The sequence below is a fragment of the Croceicoccus bisphenolivorans genome (assembly GCF_001634625.1).
Lineage (GTDB): Bacteria > Pseudomonadota > Alphaproteobacteria > Sphingomonadales > Sphingomonadaceae > Croceicoccus > Croceicoccus bisphenolivorans.
This window is the reverse complement of sequence record NZ_LRSE01000001.1, coordinates 246,104-265,470: the sequence shown is the minus strand read 5'-3', so window position 1 is coordinate 265,470 and position 19,367 is coordinate 246,104. Positions and strand designations below refer to the sequence as shown.

The following is a 19,367-nucleotide window of genomic DNA, read 5'->3' as shown; positions in this document are numbered from 1 at the left end:
GTTTCACAGGACGGTAGCGCCCCCGTCGATCACCAGTTCCTGACCGGTGATGTTGCGCCCGCCGGGGCCGACAAGATACATGACCATGGCCACGATATCTTCTGCCTCGCTCGGCTTGCCGAGCGGGATGCCCATGTTGGCGACATAGGCGCGCAGGGCTTCTTCCTCGCTCACTCCGCCGGCTTCGGCCTGCGCTTTCCAGTTCGCCTTCATGCGCGGAATGGCGATGGGGCCGGGCGCGATGTAGTTCACGGTCACACCGTCCGGCCCTGCTTCCAGTGCGGCGCTGCGGGTCAGGCCGCGCAGGCCCCACTTCGACGCGCTGTAGCTGGAGCGGCCTGCGCGGCCGCGCATGCCGTGGTTTCCGCCGATATTGACGATTCGCCCGTTCCCCGCCTTGCGCATCACCGGCAACAGGCGGTTCAGCACGATAAACGGCGCGCGCAGGTTGGTGGCGACGGTGGAGTCGAAATCGGCGAGAGTGAAGTCACCGATGTGCGGCGAAAGCGGCCCGGTTGTACCCGCGGCATTGACCACGACATCGATCGCGCCGTCGCTCCACACCAGAAGCTTGTCGAGCGCGCCTTCCAGTTCTGTCGCTTCGCGCACGTCGGCGGTCAGCACCAGTGCCTTGCGGCCCAGCTTGCCGATATCCTGTGCCAGCGCTTCCAGCGCTTCGGTACGGCGGCCAAGCACTGCCACGTCGTAGCCGGCACTTGCGAGAGCAAGGGCGATTTCGCGCCCCGTTCCCGCGCTGGCTCCGGTGACGAAGGCCGCTCCGGCGGCGTTTTGCGCGCTCACTGTGCGTCGGCGAAGTAGCGGCGGTCGGATCCGGCCTGGATCTTGTAGATCGAGGATCCGGCCCGGCTGGGGAAGGGCAGCTTCACGTAGTTGTCCTCGAACCGTACTTCGCTGGTTGCGGGGCCGCGCACGATGCGGGAATCGTATTCCTCCCAATCCACCTTGTAGAACAGGGGGAAGGCGTCGCTGGCGGCATATTCGTAGAACAGGATGCGGCGCGGATCGCCCGACAGGTTCACGCTGGATCCGTGAAGCGTCATCGGGTGGTGGAAGCTGACCGTGCCCGGAGGACCTTCGAGGAGGACCGCCTTGGCGTGGTCCACTTCCTTGGCAAGGACCGCGCCGACGAAGTAGCCATCCTCGTCATGGTGGTCGATCAACGGGCGCTTGTGGCTTCCGTCGATCACCTGCATCGCGCCGTTGCTGGCCGATGCACCGTCGATCAGGATGGATGCCACGGTCGTGCTCATGTTGGTATGCGGGGCAAAGGCCCAGTCCTGGTGCCATTCCAGCGCGGCGCCGCCCTTAGCCGACTTCATGTTGATCTTGGTGTGGTTCAGGCGGATGTTCGGCCCGATCAGGCGTTCGGCCAGTGCCATGATCTGTTCGTTGCCGGCAAGCGCGGCGTAGAACGGGTCGATCCGGTTCGGCTTCTTGATCCGCTGCACCGTCCGGTTGCCGTCGATGTCGGTTTCGAAATCGTACAGGGCGTTGTCCTCGGTGACGGATTCCGCGTCTGCCGTAACCCGGTCGGTCAGGGCGCGCAGTTCGTCGAGCACCGGCCCGGAAAGCAGGCCGGGCAGCACCACGTAGCCATGTTCGTCGTAATAGGCGACTGCATCGTCGAGGTTCATCATGCAATGTCCTTGGGCAAAGGCAGGTCGGTAACCACCATGTGTGCCTTGTTGTGAGTGATGGCGAGGGGCAGGCGCGCCGCGCGCACCGCGTTCTGGCCGGTTGCTCCGCAAGCCCAGAATACCGGCAGTTCTCCGGGCAGGAGTACCGTCATCCCGTGGCCGCCATAGCTGTGCGAAAGATCGGCAATGCCAAGGTCCGCCGGAATGCCGAGCGAGACGGGCGCACCATGAAAGCCCGGATGACGCGCGGACAGCAACGTCGCCGCGATCGCGTCAGCCGGTGACATCGCCCGCATCGACACGATCAGTTTTCCGCCGAAAGGACCGACCGGAACGGTGTCGCGGTCGGTTTCGTACATCGCCGATACGTTGCCTTCCTCAAGGTGGCGCAAGCGCACCCCGGCCCGTTGCAGCAGCGCTTCGAACGAAAAGGAACAGCCGATGACGAAAGGCACCAGATCGTCGCGCCACCACGGCGTGGCATCGCGCGGCGTATCCACCACTTCGCCATCGCGGAAGACCATGTAGCCGCCGGTGTCGCGCGCGATATCGAGATCGGCCGCGATGCCCGGAATGTCACGACGCCCCGGCTCGCCCCGTCCTAGCAGGGGCAGGGCCTGTGAGTTGGCGCGGGCATAGGCTTCGAATGCATCTGCATGGGCCGCGGGCACGGCGATCAGGTTGCCCTGGATGTATTCGCGCGCGACAAGGTTCGTGAAGCCGGTGAAGCGGCCTGCGCGAATGGCAAGCCGAACCGCGCGCGGATCGGACGTATCGAACGCCGGACCTTCGCCTTGCGCGGTTTGTGCGTCTTGCGCGGTAAGGGGCGAACTCGTGTTCATGCTCTTGTTACTACCAACGTGGCCGGCTGACCGGGGTTGCTTTTTTCGGTCAGCGGCGTTGCCTGTCCTGCGCTATTTCTACCATCCGCGTTGTCGGAAAAGGAAACACGTTATGCTCTGGGGGACCTGTTTGCCGTGAAGACACATCTGATCATCGGGGGCTCGGCCGGTCTGGGCGGTGTGCTTGCGCGCGCGTTGATCGCAAGTGGTGATGCCGTCTGGCTGGCTGACGATGCGCAAGGCGCGGCATCGGCACCGAAAGCCGTGCGTTTCCATGGCATGGACCTTGCCGATCCGCTCGCTCCGCAGAAACTGTGTGGTGAGATTGCTGCGGATGGTCATGGGCTCGACAGCGTCGTCGTCGCCGCAACGATGATGCATGGCGCTGCGCTGGAACAGTGGCAGGCGTCGGACTGGGACCGTTCCGCCGCCATCAACCTGCGACTGCCGTTTCTTGCGGCTCAGGCCGCGGCGGAGATGTTGACACAGAGCAAGGGTTGCATCGTGTTCGTATCGTCCACGGCAACCTTGCGGGGCAAGCCCGATACGCACGGATATCAGGCGACGAAGGCCGGTCTTGCCGGTCTGCTGCGCAGTCTTGCGGCAGAGCTGGGGCCGCGCGGGGTCAGGGTCAACATGGTCCTTCCCGGCTGGATCGACACGCCGCAGACCAATGCGTTCTGGGCCAGTCAGTCCGATCCGGCGGAGGCGCGCGCGGCGATGGACGCGCGCATACCCTTGCGCCGCCATGGCGACGCGGGCGAAGCTGCCGCAGCCATCGCGTGGCTGTTGTCAGGCGCGGCGAGCTACGTGAATGGCGCGATGCTGCCGCTGGATGGCGGCGAGACGGCGGTTTGATGCCGGGCCGTCAGGCCGTGAGATCGCCCTTGGCCTGTGCGCCGGCCCAGCGCAGGGCGACTTGGGCCACAACCAGAGCGGCGACCGCCACCGCGATATAGGCTTGCCAGCCCGACACGCCGAAATAGATCGCCGGCGTGAGGAACGAAGCGAGCGAAACGAATTGGTTGACGATGCCCGCCGCCAACCCGGCACCGCCAGCCCGTTCGGCAACGCGCGGCAGCAATGCCATGCAGATGCCCGACAGCGCACCGAACGCAAAAATCCAGGCCATCAGTCCGGCGACGGCGAGTGCCAGCGGGCTTCCCGGGAAGAACAGCAGCAATTGCGCGATACCGCCCACTACGGCCATGCCGAAATAAAGGCGCAGCGGAGCGGTTTGCCGGGCCAGCAGCGCGCCGGTGACCGTGCTTCCGGCAAGGACGGCGATGATCTTGGCACCCGCGACGATGGAGGCCGATGCTGCCAGAGATACGCCGCGCGTCTCCGCCAGGTAGCCGGTGGCGACAAGGCTGGTGCCGTATGACACCATGTTGGGAAGCGCTGCCGCCAGCGCGAGCAGGAGAAGTATGGGACTGGAAATTCCCAACTTCAAACGCGAGAAAGCCGATTCGGATTCTCCGCTGCTGGCAATTGATGTGACATGCGGCAGCAGCACGGCACCCAGCGCGCAGACCAGCATGACCACGCCGTGCGCGACGAATGCGAAGCGCCAGTCGCCCGATTCCGCGATCAGGGCGGAAAGCAGAAGGCCGGCAGAAAATCCCGCCGGGGCGTAAGTGGCCCAAAGCGCCATTCCCCGCGCGCGCAGAGGCCCTTCAAGGCTGGTCATCAGCATCGCCGCCCCGCCGTTCAGCACGCCGACATAGGCGACGCCCGCAACCACCATGGCGAAATCGAACAACCACAAGGCGCTCGCCTTGATCATCAGGAAATCGGCCAGCGCGAGCAGCAGCGGCGCGAGCAGGAGGATCCGACGAGGCCCCAGCTTGTCCACCAGCCCGCCGCCCAGTGTGGAGGTGATGGCCGCCGGCAGGGAAAACAGCGAAATGGTCCAGCCAATGGCGGCCGGACCAGTGCGGAAATCATTCGCGACGATCGCGGTAAGCGGAGAGAGCATGCCCACCATGGCCATGGAGCCGAGGCCGATGGTGTAGACGAGAACCAGCGTGAGAATCTGGCGACTCGGGCCGCTCCACGCCGGAAGAAGGCCCGTGCCGGTTATCGCGGCTTGTTGACCGGAACCATTCGACACGTCTTGCCTCTCCTTCATGAAATAGAGAGCGGGAGTGCCGTGGATCGCTCCGCGGCACTCCCGCCAGGGTCTTGTATCAGTTATTGAATTGCAAGGTCAGACCGACTGTCCGCGGCCGGTAGCTCTGGGCGTAGAACAGGGTGGCCGAGGGGGTGTCGTGACCGCGCGAGAGCAGGTCGCGAGAGTTGGTGAGGTTGTCGACGAACAGCGACACGTCAAGCGCGCCCTTGCGCATGCCGAGCCGCATCTGGACGAAGTCCTTGCCCGGCAGGGCATAGAGTGCGGCATCGTAACCGAACGTGCCGACCGCCGAAGGAATCGTGTCCTTGCTGGTGAAGGTATAGTCCACCCGCAGGTAACCATCCATCGTGTCGCTGACCGGCGTTTCGAAGTTCGCGTAAGTGTGCCCCGTCCACAGCGGACCACTGAAACGTTCACCGTCGGCGCGCAGCAGAGTGCCGTTGGCCTGGGTGATGTCTGATGCGTAGTGGATGTCGGTGTAACCGAGGTTGCCGCCAACCGACAGGCCCTGCACCGGCTTTGCCTCCAGCGAGAATTCGAGACCCTTGCCGTTGGCATCGCCAAGGTTGGACACGAAGCTGAAGCCGCAGTTCATGCGGACCGCCTGCTGGATGTTCTTCCACTCCACCACGTATCCGCTGAGGTCATAGGCGATCGCACCGCCGAGCAGCCGGCCCTTGGCACCGGCTTCGTAGGACCAGAGCGAATCCGATTCAAAGTTGGTCGGTACCGAACTCGTGCTCAGCCCAAGCGATTCCAGATCGCCTGCGCAGCGTTCGGGCAGGGTGCTGGGCTGGGCGCCGGCAGGGCGGAAGCCCTTGCTGACCGAGCCGTAAAGCATCGTGTCGTCATCGACGTTGTACTTGGCGCCGACCTTGGGAGTCCATGCGCCCTCGCTGGTATTGGAGTTGACCGTCGTACGCACGCCGCCGCTGGTCGGGCCATCCTTCGTTTCCGTGAAATCGAAGTCGATCTTGGTATAGCGCAGGGCGGCAGTGAGCGTCAGCTTCTCAGTCGGCTTGACGTCGATACTGGCAAAGCCTGCATACTGGCGATCGTTGGCCTGGATGATATCGACCAGGCTGTAACGGTCCTCATACTGGGGGAAACCGCTTACCAGAACGCCGGGGATGCGACCTGACGAGGTATAGTTGGAGAAGAACTGGCGGCTGCGGGCGTAGAATACCCCGACGCTCCAGTCGATCAGCGGGTTGTCGTATGAATAGGCGCGCAATTCCTGCGTGAAATTGCGCTGACGCAGCGTCAGGAAGTCGCTCATGTTCGTGATGTCCTTGTTGGAATAGGACCCGAACGGCGAACCCGAACGCAGGGTGGAGAAATAGGTCGAATAATCGAGCGTCTGGTACTGTTCACGCTTCAGCCAAGACGTGTTGGACGCAAGCGTTACCGTGCCCATCGCCCATTCGGCATTGATCGCGGGCAGCAACAGGCGATCGCGGGTCGGTTCGGTCTGATAGACGCCGGTGTGGTAGTCGCCGTCGCTTTCATCGCCGTAACCTTGCCAGAAATCGTTGCGCGCGTTCTGACGCAGGTACTGGTAGAACACCTTGGGCGTAATGGTCAGGTCTTCCATCGGGCGCCAGCTCAGCGCCGCGCGACCGACAATGTTCTTCTGCCAGTTTACATCCTTGGCGATGACATCGTCGGTGCCCTGTTCGACCTGGTCGATGTAGCCGCCCTGGCGCTGGTACCAACCGCTGGCGCGGAACGCCAGCGTGTCGCTGATCGGTGCGCCGACGGCGATGCCGCCTTCGTAGCTGGGATCACCGTGTTCGGTGAACGAAACCTGACTGCGTGCATAGATGTCCGTTCCGGAGAAGCTGGGGCTGGGCGTGATGAAGCGCACCGCGCCGCCTTCGGAGCTTGCGCCGAACAGCGTGCCTTGCGGACCGCGCAGCACTTCGACCCGATCAAGGTCGAATACGCGAGGATAGGGGTTGCCGCCATAATAACCGATGTTGCGGATCTGGATCGGCGTATCGTCGATATAGATCGCGGTGGTGGACGAACCCACGTCAGACTTCAGGCCGCGGATGTAGATGTTGCTGCCATTGTTGCCGGCAACGCCGGATGTGGCCGAGAACTGCAGCGCGGGAGTGATCCGCGCAACGTCTTCGATGCTGCGGATGCCCTGCGCGTCCATCGTTTCCTGCGAATAGGCGGCGATGGAGAGCGGCACGTCGCTCAGCACTTCGTCGCGGCGCTGCGCGGTAACCACGATCTCGCCTGTCTGAGTGTCTTCTGCCGCTTCGGCGGCGTGGGCGCTTCCCGCCGCCAGTGCCATTGGCGCGGCAGCAAGGGAAAGACCGATCCAGAGACGAGCCCTGAAACGGTTAGTGGGCAACGAAGATACTTCCGACATAAATTCTGATCCCTCTTGTACTGTTGCCTCCCGCAGCCCGCGCCATCGCCCGCGCTTCAACATGAAGCGGTGCGCCGCCGCTTTTAACGGCGAGTGGACTCTGCGCGACAGTTTTGCCCCGCACGCCCCTTGACCTGCTTGGAATTCCTACCAAGCGGGCTTGGTTGAGTGGCAAGGTGTTTCACATTTTCCCGTCACGCTATTGCAACAAACGAACAGGTGCGTTGCTATTCTTGTGCGTTTGGTTCCGAACATGCCGATCGGGCCTTTCGCGTTCGCAAGCAGGAAACACGCCATGGCCATTCTCGAACAACGCGTGGCTGGAATGGCGCTGCTATCCACGATAGCCTTCGACGGCTGCTTGAAGGGTATGTGCGAGCAATGACGGAAAATTCATCCCGGACGCGGACATGGCGCGTCGGTGCTGTGTTGTGCGCCGCCGGTGCGGCGCCTGCCGGTCCACACGAGATCGCGGTGGGGCCGGACGGGTGCATCGCCGACCTGCTGCCGGTTTCACCTGAAGACCTGACGCGCGAGGAGGCCTCGCTGATCGCCATGCCGGCGCTGGCCAACGCGCACGATCATGGGCGCGGGTTGCCCACGCTGGCTTGCGGCATTGCCGATGCGCCGCTGGAGCAATGGATGGTGAACCTTGCCCGCCAACCCAAAGTCGACCCGTACGACACGGCGGCGCTCGCCTTTGCGCGCATGGCGGGTTCGGGCATCGGCGCGGTCTATCACTGCCATAACACGCAGGTTGGCAGCGCATTGTTGCAGGAGGCGGAAGCCGTGTCGCGCGCAGCCCGCGATGTCGGCATTCGCGTCGCGTTCGGATGGCCGTTCTTCGATGCCAATCCCATGGTCTACGGTTCTCATGCTGCGCTTGCCGAAATGTTTCCGCCGCAGCAACGCGAAGCCGTCGCCACGATGGACCGGGCCTTGCGCGATTGCGCGACCAACATGGCGCTGTTCGATGAGGCGCGGGCCTTCGAACATGCCGGATTTGCGCTGCATTATCATCCGGTCGCGCCCCAATGGGCAAAGCCCGAAACATTGCGCGCGATTGCCCGCGCTTCCGCCGAAACCGGGCGGCGCGTCCATACTCACTTGCTGGAGACGCGCCTGCAGCGCGAATGGGCCGATCACCATTTTCCGGACGGATTCGTGAACTGGCTCGATGCCATGGGGCTGCTTTCACCGCGGCTGACCGTTGCTCACGGGGTATGGTTGCGCCGGGACGAGATCGACCTGCTGGCGCAGCGCGGCGTGACCGTATCGGTCAACGTGTCGTCCAACTTGCGGCTGCGGTCCGGGCTTCCGCCGCTTTCCGATATGCAGAGCGGCAAAGTGCCGTTCGGACTGGGGCTGGATGGCATGGCGCTGGACGATGATCAGGACATGCTGCGCGAATTGCGCCTCGCCCACCTGATGCTGACCCAGCCGTGCCGCCATGAGGAAGGGCCGGTCGCGCGGCCTGACGCGACTGCGACTTTGCATGCCGCATGGGAAGACGGGCGCAGGGCAATCCTTGGGGCCGATGGCGGCGGGCGGATAACGGCCGGTGCCCCGGCGGATATCCTCTTTCTGGACCGGGTGGCCATGGCATCGGACTATCTGGAGGGGCTGCCTGCCGATCCCGAATGGCTGCTTTCCCGCGCGACGCGCGCCCATGTCGCGCACTTGCTGGTAGCAGGCCGCGAAGTCGTAAGGCACGGGCGGGTCGCCGGCGTGGACGAGGCGGCGCTGCAGGACCGGCTTGTCGCTGCGGCCCGCGCGGCGCGAGCCAAGTCTCCGCCCGATGCCGGCCAGATCTCCCTTACTGCCGAGGCAACATTGGCGTTCTATGCCAAGGGCCTGCACTGCGGCGAAGCCTGAAGGTCTAGTTTCCGGCGACCATCAGCGTTGCCAGTACCAGCGTTTCCACGCCCGTCTTGATCGATGTCAGGGGATCGGGCGCGAAATAGGGGGAGTGGTTGACCGGAACCGGCTTCCCTTCCGCCTTGTACCGCTGTTCCGTTTCGGGAAGCGTTCCTCCGATGCTGAAGTAGGTCGACCGGACTTTTCCGTTGTCGGCAAATTCGGAATAGTCCTCGCTCGCGGTCCAGCCCGGCTCGCTTGCCGGAATCAGCGTGATGCGCGAAGGGCCAAGCGCCTTGGCCAGCATGTCCGCTGCCTGCGCGCCAAGTTCGGGTTCGTTTATCACGGAACCGGTGCCGCGCTGGTGCTCGACATCCGGCGTCGGGGCCTTGGCCATCGCCGCCACGGCCTGTGCTGTCGTGTCGATCCCGTCCAGCAGCTGCTTGCGGACGTCCGGATCGTAGGATCGCACCGTCAGCAGAAGTTCGGACTGGTCGGGAATGATGTTGCCCACCGTTCCGGCGTGGAACGCGCCGACAGTGACGACGCCGAATTTCATCGGGTCCTTCTGACGGCTGATCACCGTTTGCACGTCGGTTACGAACCGTGCGCCCATCACAACCGGATCGATGCTCTTGTCGGGCATGGAGCCATGGGCGCCTTGCCCGTGGAACACGATCCGCACGGCATCGCTTGCGGACGTGGTGAAGCCCTGCTTGATCGTGACCGAGCCGGCCGGATCGGACCCGATGTGCGCCGCGAATGCATAATCGGGGTGCGCAAAGCGGGTGTAGAGCCCGTCGTCGAGCATCGCCTGGGCGCCCGAAACGATCTCTTCGGCTGGCTGCGCAACGAAGACGAGCGTGCCGTGCCAGCGATCTTGCATGCTGGCGAGAGCCTGCGCCGTTCCGATCCACCAGGTCATGTGTATGTCATGCCCGCAGGAGTGGGCGACGAGCGTTTCCTTCCCGTCCTTCTCGCGCAGGGCGCGGCTGGCGTAGGGAAGTCCGGTTTTTTCCTCCATCGGCAGGCCGTCCAGTTCGGTGCGGATGAGGATGACCGGGCCGGTGCCGTTGCGCAGAACGCCCACGACACCGGTTTTGCCGACGCCCTCGCTCACCTCGAAGCCGATCGCTTTCAGCTTCTTGGCAAGGACTGAAGCCGTGCGATGTTCCTGAAACGCCAGCTCCGGATTGGCGTGGAGATCGCGGTACAGAGCCTCCAGCTCGGGCCAGGCGCGCTCGAACCCGGCGTCGATCTGCGCGCGCGCCTCGTTCGGGTCGGCCGCGCATGCAGGGTGCGCGGCGAACAGGGTGAGGGCGGCAGCGGCGAACAGGGGCGAGCGTCGCATGGATCAGGCCGAGCGATTGTGACGGCGGCGGAACGCGGCGAATGCGCCGATCGCTGCGACACCCAGGACGATCATGCTGCCGAAATGATCGGCGCTGGTGATGAAATGCACCACGCCGGCGACAAGTCCATGGGTCGTTTCGACAAGCCCGTGGCCGGGGTGCGCGAAGGCAGCCTGCGAACCGGCGAGAAGTGCGAGGGCGGTGGCGGAGTTGCGAAGGGTAAGGGTCATGCAGGGGTCCTTTCCGGCAGGCCGCCGGTTTTCACGATGAATTCGATGATCTCGGCAAGGCCGATGTTGTCTTTCAGGTTGGTAAACAGGAACGGGCGCGCACCGCGCATCTTGCGCGCGTCGCGGTCCATCACGTCCAGATCGGCACCGACCAGCGGGGCAAGGTCGATCTTGTTGATCACCAACAGGTCGGACCGGGTGATGCCGGGGCCGCCCTTGCGCGGGATCTTGTCTCCCGCAGACACGTCGATGACGTAGATCGTGATATCGGCCAGCTCGGGGCTGAACGTCGCCGCAAGGTTGTCGCCGCCGCTTTCGATGAAGATCAGTTCCAGGCCGGGGAAGCGCTTGGCCATCTGGTCCACCGCAGACAGGTTGATGCTGGCATCCTCGCGGATCGCGGTATGCGGGCATCCGCCGGTTTCCACGCCCATGATCCGTTCGGGCGCCAGCGCGCCGGACCGCGTGAGAAATTCCGCATCCTCGCGGGTGTAGATGTCGTTGGTGATGGCCGCGATGTTCCAGTGATCGCGCATCGCCTTGCACAGCCGGTCGGTCAGGGCCGTCTTGCCCGAACCGACGGGACCGCCGATGCCGACGCGCAGGGGGCCGTTGTGTGATGTCATGATCGGAATAGCCTCGTGTACAGCGTTTCGTGGTGGAAGGAATAGAGTTCAAGCGCAGGCGTCGCCGTTCCCAGATCGTCGAGCGAACACTGCTGGGCAAGGGTGACGAGCGCGCCGATGCGCTGCCCGATCGCGGCCGTTGCCCGCTGACCGTCGGTCTGGCCCAGCGGCACCAGCCGCACGCCCGCCGAAATGAGATTGGCGGCGGTGGCGTGAAGGAAGCCGTGTATCGCGGCGGTTGCGTCGATCCCGTGGTGGGCGGCGGCAAGGGCGAATACGGCGGCATGGGCGCAAGGGCGGTCGTCCAGCCGTTCGGCAAAGGCATCGAGCGCCGGATGCGTCCAGGCCTTGCGCACTACGGAAAGGAAGGCGCTGCCCTGCTGGTGGCTTTCCAGCGCAGTCTCGCTACTGGCGCGAAAGGCGGAGGCAAGTTCGGCGATCGCATCGAACGCCGCCGGATCGTGAGCGGCGGCCATTGCCCGCGCGATCAGGACGGCATCGACCCACCCGCCGCCACGCGCGATCACGGCATCGACATAGTCGACCAGTTCGCACCAGCGCTGCACCCTGCCGGCATCCACGGCCGTTTCCAGCCCGTGGCTATAGGTGAAGCCCCCGATCGGCAGCGAAGGGGACGTCCATGCCAGCAACAGGTGCAGGGCCGGTTCAGTGAGCATCGTGATGGTGGTGCTCGTGGTGATGGTCGTGTTCGTGCGAGTGACCATGCGCGTGAGTGTGGTCGTGACCTTCGTGTTCGTGCGCGTGTGCGTGGCTGTGGCCATCGCCGGAATAGGCGCCGCCTTCGGGCGTGAAGGGTGCCTCGATCAGGCTGACTTCCGCGCCAAGCCCCTGCAATATGTGAAGGATCACGCCGTCATGGCGCAGCAGAATGCGGTCCGTCTGGATTTCGGCAGGCAGGTGGCGGTTGCCGATGTGCCACGCCAGCCGCAACAATTCGAGCGGGCCGGAGGCGGTTACCTGCATCAACGTCTCCGGCTCGGCCTCGATCCGCACGGTCCTGCCGTCGGAAAGGCGCAGCCCGTCGCCGTGGCGAAGTACGGTGGCTTGTGCAAGATCCAGCAGGAACCCCGTTCCGCCACAGGCGAGATACCGGAAACGGCGACGGTGCCGGGCGTCATAGTCCAGCACGATGAAATCGTCGGCCGCCACAGCGTCCCACGTTCCGGCAGGAAGCACTTCGCGCGCGGTCAGGTCATGCATGGCGGGCCTCTCAGAACAGGAAATAGCGCTGCGTGAACGGCAGTTCGGCGGCAGGTTCACAGGTGAGCAATTCGCCATCGGCGCGCACTTCGTAGGTTTCTGGATCGACCGCGATATCGGGCATGGCCGCATTGTGGATCATGCTGGCCTTTGAAATCCCGCCCCGCGTGTTGACCACCGCCTCAAGCGGGCGTTCGAGGCCAAGCCGCCCCGCCACGTCCTGTTCGATGCCCGCTGCCGACACGAAGTGCAGCGCAGACTGCACCCCCGCCTTGCCCAGTGCGCCGAACATCGGGCGATAGTGGACCGGCTGCGGAGTGGGGATCGATGCGTTGGGATCGCCCATCGGCGCTGCGGCGATGCTGCCGCCCTTGATCACCATGTCGGGTTTCGTGGCGAAAAACGCCGGAGACCACAGGACGAGGTCGGCCAGCTTGCCCACCTCGACCGAGCCAACGACATGGCTGATCCCGTGCGCGATGGCCGGGTTGATCGTGTACTTTGCGATATAGCGTTTGGCGCGCGCATTGTCCGCCTCGGCATCGTCACCGGGAAGGGCGCCGCGCTGCACTTTCATCTTGTGTGCCGTCTGCCAGCAGCGGATCACCGTTTCGCCCACACGGCCCATCGCCTGGCTGTCGGACGACATCATGGAGAATGCGCCCAGATCGTGGAGGATGTCCTCTGCCGCGATTGTTTCCTTGCGGATCCGGCTTTCGGCAAAGGCGACGTCTTCGGCAATACGCGGGTCGAGGTGATGGCACACCATCAGCATGTCGAGATGTTCGTCCAACGTGTTGACCGTGTAGGGCCGGGTCGGATTGGTCGAAGACGGGAGAACGTTGGCAAGGCCCGCCACGCGGATGATGTCGGGCGCATGCCCGCCGCCCGCGCCTTCGGTGTGGAAGGCGTGGATCGTGCGGCCCTTGAACGCGGCAATCGTGCTTTCCACGAAGCCGCTTTCGTTCAGGGTATCGGTGTGGAGCGTTACCTGGATGTCGTAACGGTCCGCCACCGAAAGGCAGCAGTCGATCGCCGCGGGCGTCGTGCCCCAGTCCTCATGCAGTTTCAGGCCGCATGCTCCGGCGCGGATCATCTCTTCCAGCGCGTCGGGGCGGCTGGCGTTGCCCTTGCCGAACAGGCCGAAGTTGATCGGGATCGATTCCAGCGCCTGCAGCATGCGCCCGATGTGCCACGATCCCGGCGTGCAGGTTGTGGCGAGCGTGCCGTGGGCCGGACCCGTTCCGCCGCCAAGCATGGTGGTAACGCCCGCGTTCAGCGCATCTTCGGCCTGCTGCGGGCAGATGAAGTGGACGTGCGCGTCGATGCCGCCGGCAGTCAGGATCCGGCCTTCGCCGGCGATGATCTCCGTCCCCGGGCCGATCGGGATGTCGATCGCCGGCTGGGTGTCGGGATTGCCGGCCTTGCCGATCGCACTGATTCGTCCGCCCCGGATGGCTACATCGGCCTTCACGATGCCCCAGTGATCCAGGATGACGGCATTGGTGATGACCGTGTCGGCCGCACCTTCGGCGCGGGTGATCTGGCTTTGGCCCATGCCGTCCCGGATCACCTTGCCGCCGCCGAATTTCACCTCTTCGCCATAAGTGGTGAAGTCGCGTTCGACACGGATGAGCAGGGCGGAATCGCCAAGCCGGATGCGGTCCCCCACGGTGGGGCCGAACATGGCGGCATAGGCTGGGCGGGGAATGGAAACCGGCATGTCAGAGCTCCCCCATCACGTCGCCGCGAAAACCGGTGACGATGCGTTTCCCGGCGTAAGGGATCAACCGCACCGACCGCTGCTGTCCCGGCTCGAACCGGATCGCCGTGCCGCTGGGAATATCCAGCCGCATGCCGCGTGCAGCATCCCGGTCGAAGGCAAGTCCGGGGTTGGTTTCGGCAAAGTGGTAATGGCTGCCGACCTGAACCGGGCGATCGCCGGTGTTGGCGACGATCAGTTCGACTGCCTCGCGGCCTTCGTTGAGGAGAATGTCTCCCCCGGCGCACAGGATTTCACCGGGGACGATCTTTTCGGGGTTCATGCCGTGCCTCCCTTCAACGGATCGGCTTGTGGACGGTCACCAGCTTGGTGCCGTCGGGAAAGGTGGCTTCGACCTGGATTTCGTGGATCATCTCGGCAATGCCGTCCATCACTTGCGCGCGGGTAACAACATGGCCCCCGCTTGCCATAAGGTCGGCGACGCTGCGCCCGTCGCGGGCACCTTCCACCACGTGTTCGGTGATCAGGGCTACGGCTTCGGGGTGATTGAGCTTTACCCCGCGTTCCAGCCGGTTGCGCGCGACCATCGCCGCAACGGCGACCAGCAGCTTGTCCTTTTCCCGTGGCGTCAATTGCACAGCAGTTGTCCCCTTAACATGTCCAGAGCACCGGCAGACGCGGCGCGAGCCCGAAAACCGCGGCACGCAGTGCGCCAGCGGCCGCAATCACCCGATCGCGCATCGCGTGGGCATCGGCCATGGCCCAGCGCAGCACCAATATCTCGTCAAGGCAACTGGCCCCGCCATCCGGTTCCGGCGCGAGAGTTCGGGCAAGGTCGAGAAAGCCCGCCGCGTCTGGCCCTGCATAGACGAGAGTGGCCACGGCACGCGCATCGCCAAAGCCGAAGGGCTTTGCGGCAATCGCGGCGATGTCGCCTGCCATGTGCATGCCGTCTGCCCAGACCAGCCGCCCGTTGCGGCGAATGCGCCATGCATCGTGGATCAACCCGCGAGTGAAGGTTTCGCCCATGGCCGAACGGCCCATGACGATGGATTCCGCCGCAAGCAGGGCGCCATTTCCGGAAAGGTCGGCTTCCAGCATCCGGCGAACGCGCGTGCCTTCGAACAGGATCGCTTCCTGTCCCAGCCATTCGCATCTGCCGCCATCGCCTACCGATATCCGCGTCTTGATCGAGATGTCGTCATCTTCGGGAAGGACGCGATAAAGCTTTTCCGCAGCCTGTGTGGTCACGCTGCCGCACGCGTTCGGATCGACCGCGATTTCCACCGCGATACGGTCTCCGCCGGTAAGTCCGCCGCTGGTGGTGAGATTGACGGCGAGAGGGAATTCACCGCTCGCCGGAACCGGGAACAGAAAGCGCGACGGGGCGCGTTGATAGAGGTCGCGAATGCCCGCCGCTCCAAAGGCCAGCCGCGCTTGGCCGGAGAGGCGTTGGTGCGCGGGAGCAGCGCTACTCATTCGAGCGAGTCGCCTCTGGAACTGGAAATCTGGCGCATTGCGGTTGAAAGCTAATCAGTCAGACATAGGGCCGAATGTAGCGATTTCCGCAACGAGGCGTAGCCGGTTATCGTTGACCCGATTAAGCCACACCGCTTCGCAACCTGCGCCCTTAACCACGAGAAGTGGCCCAATTTGACAGGCTGGGTTTCTGCTGTTTTTCAGCTTTGCATGGTGGGATGAGCTAAACGCCTGAACAGATCATCGGGATGCTGCGCGAAGCCGGGTTCCAGCTCGCGCAGTGAGAGAAGATCGGTGCGATTTCCCGTCTACGGGAAAATCAGATGAATCCGTTGCCGCTGGCGATGTGAATTTGACGGACTACCATCTGCGCGCTGCGTCGCGTTTCGTTCAATTTTTCCTGCGCGCGATACGTTTGCGGCCCATCAGGGCGAGTGCTGCGTTACGGCCCGATCGCAGGAAGGGGTAGGCGATCCGCGCCATGCGCTGGTGGCGCAGCAGTCGCGCCATAAGGCCGTTCAACGTCGCCGAAGGGGTGCTCATCGTCGAAAGCCAGTGAACCGCCTCTGCGCCGTGATGGACCCGGTCACCGATGACGACGGCCATCCCTTCGTCGAGATCGAAGCCCTGCCTTTCCAGTGTTGCAACCGCAGGGTGCGACGATCTTGCGTCCACGATCTCGACATTGCCGACCGCGCGCTTCAGGCGCAGCATCTTCACGTAAGCGGAACAGAACGGGCATTCCCCGTCGTAAACGATGGTCACGGGTTCGTTCATGAGACGATCCTGTCTGCCTTCACGTCATAGACCGGGCGTTCGGTGCGTTTCAGTACGCGCCGGTCAAGCCCGCCTTTGTCGAGCGACAGACACACGCTTTCGACCACGAACCAGTAACGCACGATCTGCCGCTTGTCCCGTGTGTAGAATGCATCGCCCTTGAACGGGCTGGGCACGTGATGATGCGGGACGAGGTAGTAGTTGAAGCGCCCCCGATCGTCGAGGCGGGTCGCCACTTGCCGGTGATGGGCCTGCACGAAGCGGCCGATGTTTTCGGCCGGCCCCCATTCCTCTTCGGCGGGCATCGCGCGTTGCGGCACCTTGCACTCGCGCCCGGCGACAAGGTCTTCGTGGCTCAGGACGGACCCCCAGATCGACGGGTTGAAATGCCCTTCGCCGCCCGGCCACCAGATCCTGCCCTGCGACACCTGATAGGATGACGACAGGAAGTAGGCGTTGGGGATGGCCATGCGTGAACCGTCGGCCATCTCCGCTTCGAAATGCGGAGAGGTAAAGCCGGGCGTATCATACCACGCAAGGCTGGCGGTGCGGAACGTGGCCATGCCGGCAATCACGAACGCCACGGCGGTATAGCGTGCGGCCGGACGCCACTCATCCTCACTGATCGCGGACAGGGCGACCAGCAGGATCGCGTTAAGCGCAATCCATTTCCAGAACAGCAGGCCGAGCGCGAACCAGACGGCGATGTGGAACAGGTCGAAACCCACGACCGCCATGATCAGCCAGCGGCGCTTGAGCGGCGCGAAAAGCGCGAAGATCTGGACGGCGAAAGCGGCGATGTTCGCAGGGATGGAAACGAACCGGAGAACCGTGTCGAGCCATTGGACGGCAAGCGGAAATCCGGCCAGCGGCAAGGTCCCCTTTTCCAGCGCGCCGGGGATGCCATCGTAAAGGCGATTGTCCAGCAGCCACGAAAAGATCCCGCCATCCAGCGCCAGCTTGGCAAGTCCGGACCAGAAGTAATTGGCAAGATGCGCGCCGACGCCCGCAGCAAACAGCATCAGCGCGGCAAGCTTCAGCGCGTCACCGTCAAGCCCGATGGCGCCGTGTATCGCCTTCACTCGACGAGCAGCAGCAAGGATCGTGAACCCGATTGCCCAGAACGCCAGCACTTCGGCAATGTTACGGATGTCGAGCGTGGAGAAATAGAAGCCGGTCAGCCCCGTCTGCAATTCCCTGACCATCCAGAGCAGCATCGCTGCGGCAAAAACGAAGCTGGGGCGCAGCAGACCGGCAAATGCGAGCCCGACCCCGATCCAGCGCGCATGGCTGTGGAACACCACTGCCGGATGATCGGCAGGGAGCGCCGCGTAGGGAATGGCGAATGGCTCCAGCGCCATATAAAGCCCAAGGAACACTGCCCCTGCGCGCAGGCACCGCACGGCAAAGCGGGGCAGCACGTCGTAGCGCGCGGGCGCAAACGATGCGGCAAGGGTGCCGACCACCGCCACCCATGCAAAGACCAGTTCCGGCCTTTCGATCGCGATGAAATCGGTTCCGTGCTTCAGCAGGGTGAAGCCCAGCAGGCTGGCGAACAGCGCCAGCAGCGCCGTCGTCAGCCGGGCCGAAGCCTCGCCCTGATGGGCAGGAACCGGTCCGCCGTCGGTTCGGGCAATGCTGGCCATTATCGTATCGGCTTGAATTCCAGACCGCGCAGATATTGCATCGTCACGGTTTCGCGCAGCACCGTCCGGTCAGCGATTGTCACGCTGGCCGCAGCCGCCTTGGGTTTTGATCGAACGACATCGGGATCGCCGGGAAAGGCAACGCCGTCGCGCAGATAACCGAATTTGCCGTTACCGTCGCGGTCGTGGAGGACGACGATGGCATAGCGGCCTGCCTCCGGCGCGCGGATGCATACCACCGGATCGCCGCTCGCCTGTATCTTGTAGCGCACCCGCTTGAACGGTTTGCCCTCGGCGATCAGCTTCTTGTCGGCGGCAAGGAAATCCTTGTCATGGGGTGGATAGAGTTCGACCTGCAGCTGCCCGGTGCGGTCCTTCAGGCCTTTTACGTCCATCCGGATGGCGGGGCCGGCTTCGCCCTTGCGGCAATCAGCATTGGCGCGGCCCCGTTCCTCGCGCGGGGGCACGGGGTAGGGCGGCGCGGCATCGGCAGCAGTGGCGACAAGGCCGGCCGTGACCAGCGCAATGGCGGACAGTTTGTGAAATTGGTTCATGTGGGGACTTCCGTGGCTTCCCAGTCTCGCTGCCGCAGGACCGTGTCTCCCAAGGCCCGTGCGGCAAAACGCGGGGCCAGGAAGTCGCTGAAAAACCAGCTCTTCCGGGAAAACGGGATGAGGTGGTATGCCAACCGCTCTGCCAGCGTCCAACGCACGTTGCGGCGACTGGTCCGGCGGTCGGATGACACGCACCAGAAGGTTTTGGAGCAGGCCTGTGTGCCCAGCATCAGCACGCGGTGCATCAGTTCGTGATCTTTCAGGACGTAGGGCCAGATCTGCGGATCGTATCCGCCTGCTGCGCGCAGCGCCTGTAGTCGGAAGCATTGCGCCGCGCCGCTGGTGTGGTTCTGGCGCGGCATCAGGCGCAGTGCGCCGTACTTGTGCCAGATGGCACGCTGGGTGCGCCAGCGATTGCCGGGTTCTGGCAGCAAAAGAGCGGCAGCCGCAACGCAGGTCTGGCCGCCTGCATCGAACAGCCTTTCCGCCTGTTGCAGATAATCCGGCGGATAGTAAGTGTCGGCATCGCAGATCGCGATCAGTTCGCTGTCGGCCTGATCGATCCCACGCTTCAATGCGTGGACTTGCCCCGGCATCGGTTCATGCAGGAACCGGGCAGTCATCCCCTGGCGGGCGACGATTTCCCTTGCGTCATCCATGCACCCATCGGTCGACCCATTGTCGACGATCAGCAGCTGGAATGAAGTGGTCTGCCGAGCCAGCGAATCCAGCGTGGCAGGCAGGAAATCGCGTTCGTTGAAGACAGGTATGACGACAGTCCAGCGCATGGCCCTTGCAGTTCGTTGCGGTGTTGACAGGCCGCCTGATGGCAGCGGTTTGCGTCAACTGCAGGACCAAACGGTGACAACCGCCTTCGTCGCGTAA

General features: G+C 64.0%; 20 protein-coding genes. 2 read left to right on the top strand and 18 right to left on the bottom strand.

What is annotated here, in order from left to right:
* Positions 1 to 3: 3 nt before the first annotated feature.
* The 3 genes from A7A77_RS01265 to A7A77_RS01255 are packed head-to-tail and all read right to left on the bottom strand — an operon-like array spanning position 4 to position 2,500.
* Positions 4 to 801 (bottom strand): SDR family NAD(P)-dependent oxidoreductase, encoded by a 798-nt coding sequence (locus A7A77_RS01265; protein ID WP_066552385.1) that lies wholly within the window; start codon positions 799 to 801, stop codon positions 4 to 6.
* Positions 798 to 1,658: a phytanoyl-CoA dioxygenase family protein gene (locus tag A7A77_RS01260; RefSeq protein ID WP_245638345.1), complete on the bottom strand. Its 861-nt coding sequence runs from the start codon at positions 1,656 to 1,658 to the stop codon at positions 798 to 800. The genes A7A77_RS01265 and A7A77_RS01260 overlap by 4 nt, the downstream gene beginning before the upstream one ends.
* Positions 1,655 to 2,500, bottom strand: coding sequence for a D-glutamate cyclase family protein (locus A7A77_RS01255; RefSeq protein WP_066552381.1), 846 nt, complete (start codon positions 2,498 to 2,500; stop codon positions 1,655 to 1,657). Before A7A77_RS01255 ends, A7A77_RS01260 begins: the two co-directional genes overlap by 4 nt.
* A gap of 135 nt (positions 2,501 to 2,635) precedes the next feature.
* On the opposite strand from A7A77_RS01255, the gene A7A77_RS01250 reads away from it, so the two are divergent.
* Positions 2,636 to 3,358, top strand: a complete 723-nt coding sequence (locus tag A7A77_RS01250; RefSeq protein WP_066552556.1) for an SDR family NAD(P)-dependent oxidoreductase — start codon at positions 2,636 to 2,638, stop codon at positions 3,356 to 3,358.
* 10 nt (positions 3,359 to 3,368) lie between these two features.
* Here the strand turns inward: A7A77_RS01250 and A7A77_RS01245 are convergent, their stop codons facing one another.
* Together A7A77_RS01245 and A7A77_RS01240 are read right to left on the bottom strand one after the other, a co-directional pair.
* Positions 3,369 to 4,613 carry an MFS transporter gene (locus A7A77_RS01245; RefSeq protein WP_066552377.1) on the bottom strand — a complete coding sequence of 415 codons (1,245 nt, stop codon included), beginning with the start codon at positions 4,611 to 4,613 and terminating at the stop codon, positions 3,369 to 3,371.
* Between the two features lie 76 nt (positions 4,614 to 4,689).
* A complete protein-coding gene (locus A7A77_RS01240) occupies positions 4,690 to 7,017 on the bottom strand; it encodes a TonB-dependent receptor (protein WP_066552374.1) in 2,328 nt (775 codons plus the stop codon).
* A gap of 381 nt (positions 7,018 to 7,398) precedes the next feature.
* On the opposite strand from A7A77_RS01240, the gene A7A77_RS01235 reads away from it, so the two are divergent.
* Positions 7,399 to 8,892, top strand: a complete 1,494-nt coding sequence (locus A7A77_RS01235) for an amidohydrolase family protein (RefSeq protein ID WP_082835811.1) — start codon at positions 7,399 to 7,401, stop codon at positions 8,890 to 8,892.
* A gap of 4 nt (positions 8,893 to 8,896) precedes the next feature.
* Here A7A77_RS01235 and A7A77_RS01230 read toward each other — a convergent pair whose 3' ends face one another.
* The 13 genes from A7A77_RS01230 to A7A77_RS01170 all read right to left on the bottom strand — a co-directional run bounded on the left by A7A77_RS01230 (position 8,897) and on the right by A7A77_RS01170 (position 19,270).
* Complete coding sequence (locus A7A77_RS01230; RefSeq protein WP_066552367.1) at positions 8,897 to 10,225, bottom strand: amidohydrolase; 1,329 nt, start codon at positions 10,223 to 10,225, stop codon at positions 8,897 to 8,899.
* Between the two features lie 3 nt (positions 10,226 to 10,228).
* Positions 10,229 to 10,456, bottom strand: a complete 228-nt coding sequence (locus A7A77_RS01225; RefSeq protein WP_066552366.1) for a HupE/UreJ family protein — start codon at positions 10,454 to 10,456, stop codon at positions 10,229 to 10,231.
* Positions 10,453 to 11,082 carry an urease accessory protein UreG gene (ureG, locus tag A7A77_RS01220; RefSeq protein WP_066552360.1) on the bottom strand — a complete coding sequence of 210 codons (630 nt, stop codon included), beginning with the start codon at positions 11,080 to 11,082 and terminating at the stop codon, positions 10,453 to 10,455. Before ureG ends, A7A77_RS01225 begins: the two co-directional genes overlap by 4 nt.
* Positions 11,079 to 11,807: an urease accessory protein UreF gene (locus tag A7A77_RS01215; protein ID WP_245638344.1), complete on the bottom strand. Its 729-nt coding sequence runs from the start codon at positions 11,805 to 11,807 to the stop codon at positions 11,079 to 11,081. The genes ureG and A7A77_RS01215 overlap by 4 nt, the downstream gene beginning before the upstream one ends.
* Entirely contained in the window at positions 11,749 to 12,303 is a 555-nt protein-coding gene (locus A7A77_RS01210; protein ID WP_066552353.1) for an urease accessory protein UreE, read from the bottom strand. The genes A7A77_RS01215 and A7A77_RS01210 overlap by 59 nt, the downstream gene beginning before the upstream one ends.
* A 10-nt stretch (positions 12,304 to 12,313) precedes the next feature.
* A complete protein-coding gene (gene ureC, locus A7A77_RS01205; protein ID WP_066552350.1) occupies positions 12,314 to 14,026 on the bottom strand; it encodes an urease subunit alpha in 1,713 nt (570 codons plus the stop codon).
* 1 nt (position 14,027) lies between these two features.
* Positions 14,028 to 14,348 carry an urease subunit beta gene (locus tag A7A77_RS01200; protein WP_216635526.1) on the bottom strand — a complete coding sequence of 107 codons (321 nt, stop codon included), beginning with the start codon at positions 14,346 to 14,348 and terminating at the stop codon, positions 14,028 to 14,030.
* Between the two features lie 13 nt (positions 14,349 to 14,361).
* Positions 14,362 to 14,664 carry an urease subunit gamma gene (locus A7A77_RS01195; RefSeq protein ID WP_066552348.1) on the bottom strand — a complete coding sequence of 101 codons (303 nt, stop codon included), beginning with the start codon at positions 14,662 to 14,664 and terminating at the stop codon, positions 14,362 to 14,364.
* A 13-nt stretch (positions 14,665 to 14,677) separates the two neighbouring features.
* A complete protein-coding gene (locus tag A7A77_RS01190; RefSeq protein WP_066552347.1) occupies positions 14,678 to 15,505 on the bottom strand; it encodes an urease accessory protein UreD in 828 nt (275 codons plus the stop codon).
* 390 nt (positions 15,506 to 15,895) lie between these two features.
* Entirely contained in the window at positions 15,896 to 16,282 is a 387-nt protein-coding gene (locus A7A77_RS01185; protein WP_066552346.1) for a thiol-disulfide oxidoreductase DCC family protein, read from the bottom strand.
* Positions 16,279 to 17,928 carry a hypothetical protein gene (locus A7A77_RS01180; RefSeq protein WP_066552345.1) on the bottom strand — a complete coding sequence of 550 codons (1,650 nt, stop codon included), beginning with the start codon at positions 17,926 to 17,928 and terminating at the stop codon, positions 16,279 to 16,281. Before A7A77_RS01180 ends, A7A77_RS01185 begins: the two co-directional genes overlap by 4 nt.
* The gene (locus A7A77_RS18120) at positions 17,928 to 18,482 is read right to left on the bottom strand and encodes a DUF2141 domain-containing protein (RefSeq protein ID WP_172799809.1); all 555 of its coding nucleotides are present in this window, start codon (positions 18,480 to 18,482) and stop codon (positions 17,928 to 17,930) included. Before A7A77_RS18120 ends, A7A77_RS01180 begins: the two co-directional genes overlap by 1 nt.
* Positions 18,479 to 19,270 (bottom strand): glycosyltransferase family 2 protein, encoded by a 792-nt coding sequence (locus tag A7A77_RS01170; protein ID WP_066552343.1) that lies wholly within the window; start codon positions 19,268 to 19,270, stop codon positions 18,479 to 18,481. The genes A7A77_RS18120 and A7A77_RS01170 overlap by 4 nt, the downstream gene beginning before the upstream one ends.
* Between the last annotated feature and the right edge of the window lie 97 nt (positions 19,271 to 19,367).

What these genes read in the sequence shown, in the direction of transcription:
- ureG (WP_066552360.1), bottom strand. Translation starts at nt 11,082, where the DNA reads ATGACATCACACAACGGCCCCCTGCGCGTCGGCATCGGCGGTCCCGTC.
- A7A77_RS01210 (WP_066552353.1), bottom strand. Translation starts at nt 12,303, where the DNA reads ATGCATGACCTGACCGCGCGCGAAGTGCTTCCTGCCGGAACGTGGGAC.
- A7A77_RS01235 (WP_082835811.1), top strand. Translation starts at nt 7,399, where the DNA reads ATGACGGAAAATTCATCCCGGACGCGGACATGGCGCGTCGGTGCTGTG.
- A7A77_RS01255 (WP_066552381.1), bottom strand. Translation starts at nt 2,500, where the DNA reads ATGAACACGAGTTCGCCCCTTACCGCGCAAGACGCACAAACCGCGCAA.
- A7A77_RS01185 (WP_066552346.1), bottom strand. Translation starts at nt 16,282, where the DNA reads ATGAACGAACCCGTGACCATCGTTTACGACGGGGAATGCCCGTTCTGT.
- A7A77_RS01230 (WP_066552367.1), bottom strand. Translation starts at nt 10,225, where the DNA reads ATGCGACGCTCGCCCCTGTTCGCCGCTGCCGCCCTCACCCTGTTCGCC.
- ureC (WP_066552350.1), bottom strand. Translation starts at nt 14,026, where the DNA reads ATGCCGGTTTCCATTCCCCGCCCAGCCTATGCCGCCATGTTCGGCCCC.
- A7A77_RS01190 (WP_066552347.1), bottom strand. Translation starts at nt 15,505, where the DNA reads ATGAGTAGCGCTGCTCCCGCGCACCAACGCCTCTCCGGCCAAGCGCGG.
- A7A77_RS01240 (WP_066552374.1), bottom strand. Translation starts at nt 7,017, where the DNA reads ATGTCGGAAGTATCTTCGTTGCCCACTAACCGTTTCAGGGCTCGTCTC.
- A7A77_RS01170 (WP_066552343.1), bottom strand. Translation starts at nt 19,270, where the DNA reads ATGCGCTGGACTGTCGTCATACCTGTCTTCAACGAACGCGATTTCCTG.
- A7A77_RS18120 (WP_172799809.1), bottom strand. Translation starts at nt 18,482, where the DNA reads ATGAACCAATTTCACAAACTGTCCGCCATTGCGCTGGTCACGGCCGGC.
- A7A77_RS01200 (WP_216635526.1), bottom strand. Translation starts at nt 14,348, where the DNA reads ATGAACCCCGAAAAGATCGTCCCCGGTGAAATCCTGTGCGCCGGGGGA.
- A7A77_RS01215 (WP_245638344.1), bottom strand. Translation starts at nt 11,807, where the DNA reads ATGGTCACTCGCACGAACACGACCATCACCACGAGCACCACCATCACG.
- A7A77_RS01180 (WP_066552345.1), bottom strand. Translation starts at nt 17,928, where the DNA reads ATGGCCAGCATTGCCCGAACCGACGGCGGACCGGTTCCTGCCCATCAG.
- A7A77_RS01260 (WP_245638345.1), bottom strand. Translation starts at nt 1,658, where the DNA reads ATGATGAACCTCGACGATGCAGTCGCCTATTACGACGAACATGGCTAC.
- A7A77_RS01225 (WP_066552366.1), bottom strand. Translation starts at nt 10,456, where the DNA reads ATGACCCTTACCCTTCGCAACTCCGCCACCGCCCTCGCACTTCTCGCC.